The sequence below is a fragment of the Bradyrhizobium canariense genome (assembly GCF_900105125.1).
GTDB classification, from domain to species: domain Bacteria; phylum Pseudomonadota; class Alphaproteobacteria; order Rhizobiales; family Xanthobacteraceae; genus Bradyrhizobium; species Bradyrhizobium canariense_A.
This window is the reverse complement of the sequence record NZ_LT629750.1, coordinates 3796039-3809806: the sequence shown is the minus strand read 5'-3', so window position 1 is coordinate 3809806 and position 13768 is coordinate 3796039. Positions and strand designations below refer to the sequence as shown.

The window sequence follows — 13768 nt, the reverse complement described above, 5'->3', positions numbered from 1 at the left end:
CCAACACCGCGCGTTGTGCTTCAATTTAGGTTAATTCGGCATCGGGTAACCATCGCGAAGAATACGCGCCGCGAAATGCGTCGCTGGACCGGTTATTGCAATGCTTGCCGCGTATCCATCGGGTTTCAACGCGCACTCTGGTCCAGGCATGTCGAAAAAGACGCATTCGCGACGCGATTTCCTCGTTCGCACGGCTAAGGCTGCCGCACTGGGTATTTCCGGTACAGCGGCGCTGTCCGGAGTGTCCACATTTGCGACACCACTGACGGAGTCATCCGCGGCGTCGCCGGCCGAAGGGTTAATTCCTTATGGCGCCGCGGCGCGCTCCGACGCTTTGGTATCCGATCTGCCCTATCGCGACGCGATTATCGCCAATTGCCAGATGATCGTGCCGGAAAGCGAATTGAAATGGGCGGAGCTGCGCCCGACGCGCGGCGAATTCAGATTCGAGAAAGCCGATTCGTTCGTGGATTTTGGCCGCCAGAACGGGATCAAGGTGCGGGGCCACACGCTCGCCTGGTACGGCGCCATGCCGGCCTGGACCGAAGAGATCGCAGACCGCGCCGAGGCCGAGCGGGAACTGGTCGGTCATATTGAAACGGTTGTGTCCCGATATCGCGGCCAGATCCCATCCTGGGACGTGGTGAACGAACCGCTCGCCGAATGGCCGGCAAACGAATCGTCGTTCCGTCCGTCGATCTGGGCAAAGCGGCTTGGTCCGGATTATCTGTCGATCGCGCTGCGCGAGGCTGCTTTGGCGGATCCGGATGCACAACTCGTGCTTAACGAATACGACGTCGAGTACAAAGGTCCGCGTTTTGCGGCGCGCCGCAAGGCGTTGACAGCGTTGCTGCGGTCTCTGCGCGACCGCAACGTGCCGCTGCACGCCGTCGGCCTGCAAGCACATCTGTTCGCGGGCCGCTCCATCGACGACGACGGATTGCAGGCGATGCTCGCGGAGATCAAGGCGCTCGACCTCGATGTGCTGATTACCGAACTCGACGTGATCGATTATGAGCTGCCCGGCAAGGTAGCCGAACGCGATGCGATGGTGGCCGCCATGGCCAATCAGTTTCTCCGGGCGGTCGGCGAGGTCGTGCGTCCAAAGGCGATCCTGACCTGGGGCCTGAGCGATCGATACACCTGGGTGCCGACCTATTTCAAACGCCGAGACGGCATGCCCAACCGGCCGTTGCCGCTCGATGCGGATCTCCATCGCAAGCCGCTTTACGACGTCATCGAAGAATTTAGACATAAGCCCGCTTAGCCGGGTGTTCTCCAGATAACTAACACATCACGGATTAAACCGGACCATGAGTCAGATTTCGACCGAACTTGAAACCAGCACTCGCCGCGTCGCGCCGGCAAATCCCGCCTGGGGCCGGCAGCTGTTCAACGCCGCGATCGCGCGGCTGCGCAAGGTAGCCCTGCTGCGGCAGCTCAAGCGCAAGCTCGTGCAGTTCGCGCAAGCGCCGGAGGAAGCCATCTATCGCAATTCCGAAGTGGCGCAGCGCAGCCTGATCGCGACGTGGAAGCAGTTGCAGGCTTCCGGCGTCATCCTGCCGCTCGAACAGGTCGGCTTCAGCCGATTTTCCGAGTTCGAGGAAGATGGCCATCTGTTGTATTTGCTGACGCTTGCGGGAGCGACCTCGCGCACGGTGGTTGAAATCAGCTCGCAGGACGGTCGCACCTGCATGGCGACCAACCTGCTGGTCCATCATCGCTGGCGCGGCTTTCTGTTCGACGGCGATCCGGTATTCGTCGCCGAAGGCCAGCGTTTCTTCGCATCTCATCCCGGGACTCGCGCGCTGCCACCCGTGATGAGAGCGGAGTGGTTCACGCGCGACAATGTCAACAGGGTGCTGGCATCCGCAGGTGTTCCCGACGAGGTCGATGTTCTGTCGCTCGACATCGACGGCAACGACCTGCATCTGTGGAATGCAATGACCTTGCGTCCGCGCATTCTGATCTGTGAATTCAACAACGCGGTGCCGAGCGGGCTTGCACTTACCATTCCCTACCGTCCCGATTTCAACTATGCGGCGCTGCCGCCCGATCAGGCGTTGTTCCGCTCGGCCAGCCTTGCGGCCTACGTCGCCGTCAGCCGGCGCAAGGGCTATCGCTTTGTCGGCATGAACGCGCTGGGCTTCAACGCGATTTTCCTGCGCGACGACGTGCTCGCAAGCGAGATGCCGGAGATCCCGGCCTCAGCGCTCGATGCCAATCCGTTTATCGCCACTGCACGCGCATGGTGGCCGCCAATCGCGCATTTGCCATGGGTTGAGGTACCTGCAGATGGAAACCTCTGACATCGTGTCATCTCGCTCGCGCGGACTGGCGGCCGTGTCGCGCCCGCTCGATCCTTTGGTCGGGACGGTGGTCTGCATTCCGAGCTTCCGCCGCCCGGAGCATCTGCGCCGGACGCTGCAGTCACTTGCTGATCAGCGTAGCCATCGCCGTTTTGCCGTCGTCATCGTCGAAAACGACGCGATGGGGTGCGAGAGCGTTCCCGTTGCGGCTGAATTCCTGCGGGCCGATAAATTCCAGGGGCTTTGCGTCGTCGAATCGCGGCAAGGTAATTGCCAGGCGATCAACGCGGCATTCGAGACCGCGCTGGCCACGTTCCCTTCGGCGGCGCATCTCCTGATGATTGACGACGACGAAATCGCATCGCCGGACTGGCTGGAGCAGATGGTGGGGGCGGCCGAGGCCACAGGCGCCGATATCGTCGGTGGACCGGTGTTTCCGAATTTCGATGACGAGGATAAGCGCGGTCTGCGCCGTCATCCGGCGTTCTGGCCGGCCTATGAAGCCAGCGGCCCCGTGCCGGTCATCTATGGCTGCGGCAACTGCCTGATCAAGCGGACGGTATTCGCCAGGCTGGAGGATGCTTCCTTCGATCTCCGCTTCAACTTTCTCGGCGGTGGCGACACCGATTTCTTCGTCCGTTGCCGTCGGGCCGGAATGAAATTTCATTGGAACGCCGACGCTGTCATTACCGAGACCGTCCCGCAAAACCGGACCAGCCTCGGATGGCTCCTGCTGCGCGGTCTGCGGATCGGCGCGATCAACTATCACGTCGAACTCAAGTCGGCGCCGACGGCGTGGACGCGCCTCGCGCTGCTGACGAGGATGCTTGCAAAACTGCCTTTGTCGCTGGTCCGCGCCGTCAGGCTTATGTTCACCGAACAAACGCCCGTCATTGCTTTGCACCCGATGACGGTAGCGCTCGGTAGCGCGCTGGCGTCGCTTGGAATCGAACCGCAACCCTATAAAGCCTCGAGGATCGTGCCGTGAGCCGGCTCGTCATAACGGAAATCACGGAAATTCGCGCGATGTTCCGTGAAGTGCAGCGCCAACAGGTGACGGGCGTGGTGCGCGGCACTGCCTTCATCGGCGCGTTGTTGCTGGCCTGGATATCATTGCGACCGTTCATCGACCTTGGCAACCAGGACCTCAAGGATCTTTCGACCGGAAACGAGACACTGACCTACCTGGCATTCGGGAGCATGGCGTTGCTGATGGTCGCACTGGCGATGCGCGACAGCGGGCCGGCTCTGGCGACACTGCTTTCGCCGGGGTTCATGCTGCTCGGCGCCTGGATTGTCGTAAGCGTGGTGCTGTCGCTCGATCCCGCCACCTCGATTCGCCGGTTCGCGCTGACGGCCTGCGTTGTCACCGTCGCGGCGGTCATGATGCTGTTGCCAAAATCGCAAAGCGAACTGGTGCGGTGGCTCAGTACCGCCGCGCTGTTGTTGCTGGCGATCTGCTATCTCGGGATATTGCTGGCGCCGAACCTGTCGATTCATCTGGCGACCGACGTACAGGAGCCCCATCTCGCCGGCGACTGGCGCGGCTCGTTTGGCCACAAGAACGTGGCGGCAGCCATGATGGCGATGTTGTTGTTTTTGGGCATCTACATCATCAAATCGGGAGCGCGTGGGGCGGGGGGCGCGATCATTGCCCTTGCTTCCCTGTTCCTGCTCAACGCCGAAGGAAAAAGCTCGATCTCTTTGTTCCTTACTGTGCTGGCGCTGACCTCTCTTACTTCAGTCGTTCGCTCGTTCTGGCTTCGCGCCGTGATGCTGCTCGCGCCGTTGCTGCTGTTGAACTTGCTCAGCGTCGGTACCGTCATGAGTGAGAGCCTTGCCGATATCGCCAGGTTGCTGCCGATCGATACCAGCTTCACCGGCCGCACCGACATCTGGACCTTCGCGATCCAGGCGCTGCAATCGCGGTTGCCGACCGGATATGGTTTTTCGGCATTCTGGGGCTCCAGTTCGATCCAGGATCTTCCGCAAGGCATGGAGTGGGCCGAGTATGCGTCGCACAGCCATAATGGCTATCTCGACACGGCGCTGGCGATGGGATTGCCAGGGCTGGCATTGCTGATTGCCGTGCTGGTGATTGCGCCATTGCGCAATTTTCACGCTGCCGACCGTGGATGCAACGGCGGACCGTTGGCGATGCTGCTGCTGCAGTTGTGGCTGTTCGGTCTCTATCTGTCCTCGATGGAGAGCTTCTTCCTCGATCGCGCCGATCCGATATGGTTCACGTTTTTGATCGCGGTGTTTGGTCTGCACTATTTGGCGAGATTTCGGATGAAGGATTCGGGCGCAGCTGCGATAGCACCGCTTGCGCGACGTCGCGCCACCAGCCCTCGTAATCGAATGGCGGCTGTATCGTCGCCACCTTTAGTGCCGATGTGATCTTGTCGGCATAGGCGACATCGTTGGCGTCGCGCGGGACCAGCACGATGGCGCCGCGGTCGATCAGCGCCTTGAAGCGAGGATGGTGATCAAATTCGTCCGCCTCGGCCGGACCGGTGACGATGATGGGACGGCCAGATTGCACGCAGGCGAGGATACTGCCGCGCCGCGCGGTGATGCCTTCCTCGAGCGGATAACAGAAGGCATCGATTTCGCTGAAAATGCCGAACACTTCCTGGTCCGACGCGACGTAGCCGCTGACGATGACGTCGTCGGTAATGCCAAGTTCGGCGGCGCGGGCATGAAAATCCTCTTCCACCCTGTCAATGCCACGGATGAATGATCCGACATAGACCAGCAGCGGCTTCAGTCCGCGTTCCCTCAAGCTCGCGCAGATGTTGAGCAGCGCGTTCGGCTGCTTGCCCGGATAGATCGAGCCGAAATGACCGATCACCAGCCGTCCGTCCTGCCGCGCGGCCGCGAGGCGTTGTCGCAATTTGGAGTCTGCTGGTGCGGTAGGCGCTTCGATGTTCGGCGGCAGCGGCGCCAGCACACATTTTCGTGCGGCCCAGCCAACCACGGGATCATCAGCGAGTTCGTGCAGCACCAGTGGCGAGAACATCACGATCGAATCAGCGAGCAGCAGTGCGGGGAGGTAGGTGAGGCGGCGCAGCCAGTGCAGGCCTCCCCACTCGTGCTGAAGCAGGATAACGCGCCTGTTCCGTAACCGCGCCATCGCCATCGCCAGCAGTGGGCGCACCATGACGCGCTTCCAGGCCACGATGGGGAAGTTGCAAACCACGTTCCGCGCCGAGCCGACAGCTTGCCAGATGTCGCCGACCGATCCCTCCGCGCGCGTCAGGGTTAACGTCGTGCTGCCACCAGGATCAAGTTTCTCGATGGTCTCGCCCAGCAGGCGGGTAAATTGGCCGACGCCGCATTGCATTTGTGGGCCGGCGCCCAGAAAAAGCGCCTGATATGCGGGTTCTGAAGTCATCGTGCAGGGCTGGCGCCTTCTGGATACATCCGCGTTAGCCATATATCGCAGACATTATCGTCGGGTAAGCGGGAGCAGATATTTTGGGCATCGTTCTTGCCAAATATTAGGGGAGAACTGGCCTGCCGTCTCGCATCGGGACAATGCCTGAAGGACACGCCGGAAATGCTTCGCAAGCATCAAGAACTTGCGGCGATGAGGGTGATGGCACTGTGCGGCTTGGCGATCGGCAACCGAGGTAAGTTGGCACGCGATAGGTAAATTTTCGTATGACAATGAAAAGCACAACGACGAACAAGACGACTTCGCCCCAGATGGAAGAGACGAAGATGCACTTTCGTGTACTGGATAGTTGGCGTGGTGTTGCCGCGCTGCTTGTCGCGATATTTCATCTTAACGTTCTCAGCGCTGTCTACTCTCTGGACTTTGTCCGGAATGCATACCTTTTCGTGGATTTCTTTTTCGTATTGAGCGGATTCGTCATTACTCACAGTTACGCCGATCGCCTCGGAACTCTGGGGGGGTTAGGCACGTTTGCGATCAGGCGCCTCGGTCGCCTGTGGCCGTTGCATGTCGTGGTGCTCCTTGCGTTCGTGATCGTCGAAGGCGCAAAGGCCGTTTCCGCCGCGCGCGGCGCATCGTTCTACTATCCGCCGTTCACGGGGGCCACCTCGCTTCATTCGATCCTGACAAATCTTGCGTTCGCGCAGTCTTTCGGTGTCGAACAGCAGTTAACCTGGAATCCGCCGAGCTGGAGCATCTGCGCGGAGTTCTGGACTTATCTCATTTTTGCCGCCGCGTTCTTTATTGCAGCAACATGGCTTCGTCGCATCCGCTTCGCGACCGAGGCCTTTATCGTCGCAATACTGATCGGCAGCGCCTCTATCCTCATCTCTTTCGCGCGACACGGCATAGACGCGACGTATGATCTGGGACTTGCCAGATGCATCTACGGTTTTCTCGTCGGGCATCTGACTTATCGACTGTGGCGGGCTGCGTCCCACATCAAGTTCAGTACGGGACTTCTGGAAGTGGGGGCGCTGATTGCTGTCACAGGTTATGTGTCGGTTGCGGGACGCACGGAATATTCATTTCTCGCGCCGCTCGTCTTCGCATTTGTTGTTTTCGTTTTTGCCTTTGAATCCGGACCGGTATCGCGCCTGATGCTGAACAAGGGAAATGCGTGGCTTGGCCGAATTTCCTATTCAATCTACATGTGGCAGGCCTTCATCATCTTCAATTTTGTTGATCGCCCCATCTCGATGCTCGAAAAGATGACAGGCCATGTCTTTGCGACAACGGAAGGCGCAAGTTCGGCGCTTGGGGGTGAAGCGGGAAAGTTGATCGTATTGGGCGGGCATGTCGTGCCGATCCTGGTAACGATACTTTTTGTCGGTTTTCTCATCGCTGTGGCGAGCGTCAGCTATTATTTGATCGAGAAACCTGGCCAGGAATTGTTTGCAGGGCTTGCACGTTGGCTGCGTGACCGATTTGCTCAAGATGGCGGTCGATCATTGAATTCAGCCCCATCCGTTGGCGCTGCGCGATGATGCCGGTCTTTGTTGTTTGCTTGACGGCGATGTCATCATCGTCAGCCATAGGCGAAACATGACGCGCTTCCAGGCCACGTTCCGCGCCGAGCCGACGGTCTGCCAGATGTCAGCCGCTAGTCCTTGTCTGCGCGGCAGGGTTAACTTCTTGTTGCTGCGGGCAGCGAGTTTTTGACGATCTCGCCCAGCAAGCGGGTAAATTGGCCGACGCCGCATTGCATCTGCGGGCCGGCGCTCAGAAAAAGCGCCTGATATGCGGGTTCTGAAGTCATCGTGCGAGGCCCGCGCCTTCTGGATACATCCGCGTTAGCCATATATCGCAGACATTATCGTCGGGTAAGCGGGAGCAGATATTCTGGGCACCCTTCTTGCCAGATATCGGGCAAGGATCGGTCGGCCGTCTCATATCGGCACATGGCGGGTGACCGGTGAGGCGAATCACCGATGGTCTTGGGACAGTGCGTGCAGCACGCCGGGTCGCGATTAACGAACGGCCGGCGAACGAGAAATGAGCAGGAGTGCGATGATGACGACAGGCAAGGTTTTTACCAGCTGGGACGACACCCATTCAGCGTTGTGGGGCCACCAGCCGATCCAGCTTGCGCATGAAATGCATAAAACGCCGCTGTTCTCCATGGAGACGCTCGCCGAGCTGATCGAATGCTATCCGCGTGATCAATACAGTTTGGTGCAGACCGGAGCCCGTGGATCGAGCCGCGTTTGGCGTGAAGGCGAGATCGGCAATCTCAGCGGCCGTCAAGTGATGGACGCGATTGCGCGCGGCGGCCTGTGGCTCAACATGCGCGATGTCGGCGCGGTCGACAGCCGTTACCGGGCGCTGGTCGACAGGATGTTCGAGGAAGTCGCGGCGCAGGTTCCGGGATTTGAGGCGTGGAACCATCAGGAGAGCATCCTGATCTCGGCGCCGAATGCGCAGGTTTATTATCATGCCGACCTGCCGGGACAGAGTCTGATCCAGATCGCCGGACGCAAGCGCGTCTATGTCTATCCCAACACGCCGCCCTTCATCACCGCGCAGCATCTCGAAGACATCGCGGTCTATAATGTCGAGGTCGATATTCCCTATGAGTCCTGGTACGACAAGCATGCTCAGGTATTCGATATCGGACCGGGCCAGATGCTGAGCTGGGAGTTGAACGCGCCGCATCGCGTGGAAAATCTCGACACCTTCAGTGTGTCGATGACCGTTTCCTTCACCAACGATCAGATCAGGCGCTCCGAGATCGTTAACCTCGCCAACGGTCTGCTGCGCCGTCGCTTCGGCTATGCGCCGAAGAGTCGCAACCTCCGTGGCCCGTCATACTTCGTTAAGGCGGTAATGCAAAAGCTCTACCGCGACAGCGGCTGGGTCAAACGCGAGCGCAGCGCGCGTCGTCCGACTGAATTCCGGCTCGATGCCGACGAGCCCGGCCAGATCGTCGATCTGCCGAAGGCGGCTTGAACAAGCTCGGTTTACAATGACGGCTTTGGCGGCAGGGGCGGTAAAGCTGGGCGCGCGGGCCACCGCGCGCGCGGCCGGATTCCGCGTCGAGCTCGTCCGCGACTGGCGGCAGGTTTCAGCACGATGCGATAATGTCCGTGCATTGACGCCATTTCAGAACCGTCGCTGGTTTGACGCGTGGTATCAGGCATTTGCCGATTTTCATGACATGGAGCCGGTGATTGCGATCGTCTCGGATGCGGTGACGTCGGAGTTGGCTGCCGTATTTCCGCTGCTTCGCAGGGTGCGCCGAGGAATCCGGATCGTCGAATTCGCAGATCACAATCTGACCGATTACAACGCCCCGCTGTTGCACGCCGCGGCGCCGCGCGATGCGGCGTGTGTGCGTCTGCTCTGGCGTGATCTATTGGCTGCGTTGAAACGTCTGCCCGGCGGCACCGATCTGGTTCGTTTCCGCAAGATGCCTTTTGAGCTGGACGGCATCACCAACCCGCTGACACTGCTCGATGGCGCACGCCGATCATGGCTGAACGGCAACGTGGTCACGATCGCCGGCGATTTCGACGCCTACCGCTATTCGCTGGAACGAACGGTCCGCAAGGAGCTCGAGCGAAGCTGGCGGGTGTTTGCGCGCAGTCCCGATGCATCGTTCCGGATCGTAACCGAACCGAATGAAGCGTTGCGCGTGTTGTTGGCGATGGAGACCCAGCAGGACGCGCGAATGCGATATCTTGGGCTCAAATTCATGCTCAATGACGACACCTGCGCCGCGTTTTACCGCAGCCTGGTCAGCAAAAATCTCGGCAGCGGTTATGTCGTGTTGTCCGCGCTGACGGTCGGCGAGGAGGTGATCGCAACCTTGCTCGGGATTCGCAGCGGTTCGAACTATGTGATGGTGCGCATCAGCAATGCGGGCGATAAATGGTCGAACTGTTCGCCCGGCCGGCTGATCATCGAACGCACCATGGCGGCATTGCATCAGGATGGCGTCCGGCATTTCGATTTCAGTATCGGAAATTATGCCTACAAGCGTCGGTTTGGCGTCGAGCCGCTGGCGCTGGCTGAAATCACAGCGGCGTTGAGCTGGCGTGGGCTGCCGTTTGCGCTGCGCGATCGCGCCGCGCACGAGCTTCACCGCCATCCCCGGCTCGCCGCCCATGTCGCGCGTGCGCTCGGCAAGTCGTATTCGCGCGAAGAAAATTAGATCGCTCGCACCACGCGCGGCTGACCCAGCGCGCATTCCAGTGCATCGCGGTCCCATTTCCCGGCATTGGCGGCGGCTTCATAGGTGCTTTGCAGGAATTCAAGCAGCGCCTTGTCGGGATCGCCGGACGTGCGCACGGCGTCATAAGGCAGGATGAATTCTCCGAGCGCTTCGCTGAAGAATGCCGCGTCGGGCCGGACTTTCGCGGCGCGGAAACCCGCCGGTTCGGGATAGGCGTAGGAATAGAACGCGGGATAGTCGATCGCGCCGCTGCCTGGCCAGAACCCGGCGCTGCTTACCTCATGCGAATAGGCTTCGCAGGCCACCGCATCGGGCAGGTTGGGCACGCCGCCGGGATGACGTGGCGCGCGCCGTCCGGAAAAGCGCGTCACGGCGAGATCGAAACTGCCCCAGAAGAAATGTACGGGGCTTGCCTTGCCGAGAAAGCCGGTGCGGAATTGCTTGAATACGCGATCGGCATTCACCAGGATCTGGAAGAAGCGCCGCACCGCGTCCGGGTCGTAGGACGCATGCCTTGTGTCCTGCGAGAACCTGATCGGGTCCGGCAATTCATTTGGCATCTGGTCGATTTCGATGTGAATGCCGAACTCGGCGAGCGCGGCCATGACTGCTGCATAAAAGCTTGCGACCGAGTGTCCTGATAGCGCGAATTGCCGCCGCGCGCCGTCGCTGCACGATACCTGGAGGATATGATCGATGAAGTCGAAGTCGATCTGGAACGTACGCGTGCCCTCTGGGATCGGCGACGTCGTCAGGCCGCGCGCGGTGACATAGAGCGCGACATGCCAGGAATGATTCAGCCAGGGCGAGCGCGCGTACCGGATCTTGCCGACGACCTGGGTCCACAGATGCAGCGTTTCATAGGTCTCGCGCCACCCTGCGATCGGGAGTTCCGGCCATGCGATTTGAAGGACGTTGCTCATGGATTCACCGTGGGGTTTGTGATCGCCAACGCCTTTACATGACAAGGCCGGGCGCGACGGGCCCGGCCTTTATAGGTGAATCAGCGGCAATTGGGGATGCCTGCGCTATTTTGTCTTTGTCGCGTTCTTTTTGAAAGCGGCGTCGACTTCGTCCTGCTTGATGCGGGCGGCGGGGTTTCCCGGCTGCCCGAGATTCTGCTCCTCGGTGCCGTCGCCCATCATGCCGGGATGGTCTGTGCCGGTTTTCGCCTTGGTGTGCTTGGGATCAGGCTTTTGGGTCATTTGAAAATCTCCAGGCGCGAATGCGCGTGACCCAACGGCGGGGGTGCCGTTCGGTTCCACCGCTTCAGGACGTCATGAGCCGGTGCATCCGCGGCATTGGCGCCGTCCTCGCGAGGCGCGATAGAGGCTCTTGCAATACCAGCGTCGCGCAAGCGCCTGAAGCGGATTGCGAGCCAATTGAACTAAAAAGAGAATTTCGACCATGGCAAAGTCCCTGCAGGCTGAGCACCAGATGGGGGCGGCATTCGCTAAAGAGAATGCCGCCCCCATCGCATCAGCTATGCAGTCGGCCTTGCGGTTAGCCGTGCAGTTTTTTCGCAGTTTCCGCGATCACGCGCCCTTGATAGCGCGCGCCGGCAAGTTCGTTTTCGCTCGGCTGACGGCTGCCGTCACCGCCGGCAATCGTGGTTGCACCGTACGGCGAACCGCCCGTGACATCATTGAGTTCCATCTGGCCCGCAAATCCGTAATTCAGACCGACGATGGTCATGCCGAAGTGCAGGAGGTTGGTAATGACGGAGAACAGCGTGGTTTCCTGACCGCCGTGCTGGGTCGCGGTCGAGGTGAAGGCGCCGCCGACCTTGCCGTGCAGCGCGCCTTTTGCCCAGAGACCGCCCGCCTGATCGAGGAAATTCGCCATCTGTGATGACATTCGGCCAAAGCGTGTGCCGGTGCCGACGATGACGGCGTCGTAATTGGGGAGGTCTTCGATCTTCGCGACCGGCGCGGCCTGATCGAGCTTGTAATACGACGCTTTCGCGACCTCGGCCGGTACCAGCTCGGGCACGCGTTTGATGTCGACGGTGGCGCCGGCTTCGCGGGCACCTTCCGCGACCGCGTTCGCCATCTTCTCGATATGACCGTAGGCGGAATAATAAAGGACGAGAACTTTTGTCATGGTTGGTCTCCGTGAGTTTGAGGTTTGATGTGAGGTGAGTAGAAGAGGACGTCATGGCCGGGTCTGTCCCGGCCATCCACGTCTTCGTTTCGAGGGAAAGTCGTGGATGCCCGGGATGTCTGGCGCGAAGCCGCGCTTCGCGCTTTTACCCGGGCATGACGATGACCTGAGATTACGCCGCGTCGACCAGCACCAGTTCGGAATCTTCCAGCGCGGTGATCTTGAGCCGCGCCTCGTTGTGGATCGCGGCGCCGTCGCGGGCATTGACCCGAACGCCGTTGACTTCGACCGCACCCGCCGCCGGCACCAGATAGAGCTTGCGCGTTTTGTTGGGCGTGTATTCCGCGCTCTCGCCGGCTTTCAACGTCGTCGCCAGCACCCGCGCATCGGCGCGGATCGGCAGGGCATCCTTGTCGTCTTCGAAGCCGCTCGCGATGGTCACGAGCTTGCCGGAACGATCCGGTTTCGGAAACGGCTTGGCGCCCCAGGTCGGTTGACCGCCCTGCGTTGTTGGTTCGATCCAGATCTGGAAGATCCTGGTCTTGGTCGGCTCCAGATTGTATTCGGAGTGGCGGATGCCGGAGCCCGCGCTCATCACCTGGACGTCACCGGCTTCGGTGCGGCCCTTGTTGCCGAGACTGTCCTGATGGGTGATGGCACCCTCGCGGACATAGGTGATGATTTCCATGTTGGCATGGGGATGAGCGGGAAAGCCGGTGTTCGGCGCGATCTCGTCATCGTTCCACACCCGCAAGGCACCATGGCCCATATTGCCGGGATCGTAGTGACTGCCGAACGAGAAGTGATGTTTTGCCTTCAGCCAGCCGTGATCGGCGCCGCCGAGTTTTGCAAAAGGTCTGAGTTCGATCATGTGATATTCCCTGATGTTGAATTTGTTGGAGAGCGCCAGGCGCGATGCGCCTGGCATTGCCTGGTCGGTTTGAGTTATGCGCCGAAGCCGCCGTCGACGTTGAGCACGGTGCCGGTTACGAACGATGCGCCGGGGCTGGCGAGAAACACGACACCGGCGGCGATTTCCTCCGGCGTCCCGTAGCGCTGCAGCGCGTGTTGCGTGCGCTGGGCTTCGGCGAAGTCGCCGCCGTCTTTCGGATTCATGTCGGTATCAATAGAGCCGGGCTGCAGCACGTTGACGGTGATGCCGCGTGGCCCGAGGTCGCGCGCCGCACCCTTGGTGTAACCGACGATCGCAGCCTTGGTGGCGGCGTAATCGGCGAGGCCCGGAAACGAGGCGCGGGTGGCGATACCCGAGCCGATGGTGACAATGCGGCCGCCTTCGCCCATCAGCTTCGACGCCGCACGGATCGCGGTTATCACGCCATGCACGTTGATGGCGTCCTGGCGAGCCAGTGCCGCAGTATCGCTGTTGGCATCATCGACCGCCGCGCTGGCAACGACGCCGGCATTGTTGACGAGAATATCGAGCCGGCCGAAATGCTTGGCGACGTCTTTCACCAGTTGGTCGACTTCGGCTGACGAGGCCTGGTCGGCCTTGAAGGCGCGTGCTTGCACGCCCTTCGCTTTCAGTTCCTTGACGACAGCCTCGGCCTTGTCGGCCGATGCGACGTAGCTGATCGCGACATTGGCGCCTTCATCGGCGAGCGCCCGGGCGCTGGCCGCGCCGATACCACGCGAACCGCCGGTGACGAGGGCAACCTTGCCTGTAAGTTTCTTGGTCATTGGATCTCTCCATTGCCTGTAATT

General features: G+C 60.5%; 13 protein-coding genes and 1 pseudogene. 7 read left to right on the top strand and 7 right to left on the bottom strand.

From position 1 onward, the window contains the following. Nucleotides 1-148: 148 nt before the first annotated feature. From BLV09_RS18270 to BLV09_RS38630, 4 genes and pseudogenes are all read left to right on the top strand, one after another. On the top strand, nt 149-1267 hold the full coding sequence (locus BLV09_RS18270; RefSeq protein ID WP_146688335.1) for an endo-1,4-beta-xylanase: 1119 nt from the start codon (nt 149-151) through the stop codon (nt 1265-1267). A gap of 46 nt (nt 1268-1313) precedes the next feature. Further along, complete coding sequence (locus BLV09_RS18265) at nt 1314-2309, top strand: hypothetical protein (protein WP_146688334.1); 996 nt, start codon at nt 1314-1316, stop codon at nt 2307-2309. Continuing rightward, the gene (locus tag BLV09_RS18260; RefSeq protein WP_146688333.1) at nt 2296-3297 is read left to right on the top strand and encodes a glycosyltransferase family 2 protein; all 1002 of its coding nucleotides are present in this window, start codon (nt 2296-2298) and stop codon (nt 3295-3297) included. The genes BLV09_RS18265 and BLV09_RS18260 overlap by 14 nt, the downstream gene beginning before the upstream one ends. A 38-nt stretch (nt 3298-3335) precedes the next feature. Beyond that, a pseudogene (locus BLV09_RS38630) lies at nt 3336-4382 on the top strand (O-antigen ligase family protein); the annotation flags it as partial. A gap of 169 nt (nt 4383-4551) precedes the next feature. On the opposite strand, the gene BLV09_RS38155 reads toward BLV09_RS38630, so the two are convergent. Then, nucleotides 4552-5706, bottom strand: coding sequence for a glycosyltransferase (locus BLV09_RS38155; RefSeq protein ID WP_244549140.1), 1155 nt, complete (start codon nt 5704-5706; stop codon nt 4552-4554). Between the two features lie 275 nt (nt 5707-5981). On the opposite strand from BLV09_RS38155, the gene BLV09_RS18250 reads away from it, so the two are divergent. Continuing rightward, entirely contained in the window at nt 5982-7256 is a 1275-nt protein-coding gene (locus BLV09_RS18250; RefSeq protein ID WP_167558780.1) for an acyltransferase family protein, read from the top strand. A 140-nt stretch (nt 7257-7396) separates the two neighbouring features. Here BLV09_RS18250 and BLV09_RS38505 read toward each other — a convergent pair whose 3' ends face one another. Next, nucleotides 7397-7528, bottom strand: coding sequence for a hypothetical protein (locus BLV09_RS38505; protein ID WP_283806864.1), 132 nt, complete (start codon nt 7526-7528; stop codon nt 7397-7399). A 254-nt stretch (nt 7529-7782) separates the two neighbouring features. On the opposite strand from BLV09_RS38505, the gene BLV09_RS18245 reads away from it, so the two are divergent. Both BLV09_RS18245 and BLV09_RS18240 read left to right on the top strand, forming a co-directional pair. After that, a complete protein-coding gene (locus BLV09_RS18245; RefSeq protein ID WP_146691183.1) occupies nt 7783-8718 on the top strand; it encodes a hypothetical protein in 936 nt (311 codons plus the stop codon). 16 nt (nt 8719-8734) lie between these two features. After that, the gene (locus BLV09_RS18240) at nt 8735-9922 is read left to right on the top strand and encodes a GNAT family N-acetyltransferase (RefSeq protein WP_146688330.1); all 1188 of its coding nucleotides are present in this window, start codon (nt 8735-8737) and stop codon (nt 9920-9922) included. On the opposite strand, the gene BLV09_RS18235 is transcribed toward BLV09_RS18240, so the two are convergent. The 5 genes from BLV09_RS18235 to BLV09_RS18220 form a co-directional block, all read right to left on the bottom strand. After that, nucleotides 9919-10866 carry a DUF5996 family protein gene (locus BLV09_RS18235; RefSeq protein WP_146688329.1) on the bottom strand — a complete coding sequence of 316 codons (948 nt, stop codon included), beginning with the start codon at nt 10864-10866 and terminating at the stop codon, nt 9919-9921. The two genes, BLV09_RS18240 and BLV09_RS18235, sit on opposite strands and share 4 nt — an antisense overlap. 105 nt (nt 10867-10971) lie before the next feature. After that, the gene (locus BLV09_RS37330; protein WP_167558779.1) at nt 10972-11148 is read right to left on the bottom strand and encodes a hypothetical protein; all 177 of its coding nucleotides are present in this window, start codon (nt 11146-11148) and stop codon (nt 10972-10974) included. A 298-nt stretch (nt 11149-11446) separates the two neighbouring features. Next, nucleotides 11447-12046, bottom strand: a complete 600-nt coding sequence (gene wrbA / locus BLV09_RS18230) for an NAD(P)H:quinone oxidoreductase (protein ID WP_146688328.1) — start codon at nt 12044-12046, stop codon at nt 11447-11449. A gap of 172 nt (nt 12047-12218) precedes the next feature. After that, a complete protein-coding gene (locus BLV09_RS18225; protein ID WP_146691182.1) occupies nt 12219-12917 on the bottom strand; it encodes a pirin family protein in 699 nt (232 codons plus the stop codon). Nucleotides 12918-12991: 74 nt separating this feature from the next. Then, complete coding sequence (locus BLV09_RS18220) at nt 12992-13744, bottom strand: SDR family NAD(P)-dependent oxidoreductase (RefSeq protein ID WP_100383770.1); 753 nt, start codon at nt 13742-13744, stop codon at nt 12992-12994. Nucleotides 13745-13768: the final 24 nt, after the last annotated feature.

What these genes read in the sequence shown, in the direction of transcription:
- BLV09_RS18270 (WP_146688335.1), top strand. Translation starts at nt 149, where the DNA reads ATGTCGAAAAAGACGCATTCGCGACGCGATTTCCTCGTTCGCACGGCT.
- BLV09_RS18265 (WP_146688334.1), top strand. Translation starts at nt 1,314, where the DNA reads ATGAGTCAGATTTCGACCGAACTTGAAACCAGCACTCGCCGCGTCGCG.
- BLV09_RS18260 (WP_146688333.1), top strand. Translation starts at nt 2,296, where the DNA reads ATGGAAACCTCTGACATCGTGTCATCTCGCTCGCGCGGACTGGCGGCC.
- BLV09_RS38155 (WP_244549140.1), bottom strand. Translation starts at nt 5,706, where the DNA reads ATGACTTCAGAACCCGCATATCAGGCGCTTTTTCTGGGCGCCGGCCCA.
- BLV09_RS18250 (WP_167558780.1), top strand. Translation starts at nt 5,982, where the DNA reads ATGAAAAGCACAACGACGAACAAGACGACTTCGCCCCAGATGGAAGAG.
- BLV09_RS38505 (WP_283806864.1), bottom strand. Translation starts at nt 7,528, where the DNA reads ATGACTTCAGAACCCGCATATCAGGCGCTTTTTCTGAGCGCCGGCCCG.
- BLV09_RS18245 (WP_146691183.1), top strand. Translation starts at nt 7,783, where the DNA reads ATGACGACAGGCAAGGTTTTTACCAGCTGGGACGACACCCATTCAGCG.
- BLV09_RS18240 (WP_146688330.1), top strand. Translation starts at nt 8,735, where the DNA reads ATGACGGCTTTGGCGGCAGGGGCGGTAAAGCTGGGCGCGCGGGCCACC.
- BLV09_RS18235 (WP_146688329.1), bottom strand. Translation starts at nt 10,866, where the DNA reads ATGAGCAACGTCCTTCAAATCGCATGGCCGGAACTCCCGATCGCAGGG.
- BLV09_RS37330 (WP_167558779.1), bottom strand. Translation starts at nt 11,148, where the DNA reads ATGACCCAAAAGCCTGATCCCAAGCACACCAAGGCGAAAACCGGCACA.
- wrbA (WP_146688328.1), bottom strand. Translation starts at nt 12,046, where the DNA reads ATGACAAAAGTTCTCGTCCTTTATTATTCCGCCTACGGTCATATCGAG.
- BLV09_RS18225 (WP_146691182.1), bottom strand. Translation starts at nt 12,917, where the DNA reads ATGATCGAACTCAGACCTTTTGCAAAACTCGGCGGCGCCGATCACGGC.
- BLV09_RS18220 (WP_100383770.1), bottom strand. Translation starts at nt 13,744, where the DNA reads ATGACCAAGAAACTTACAGGCAAGGTTGCCCTCGTCACCGGCGGTTCG.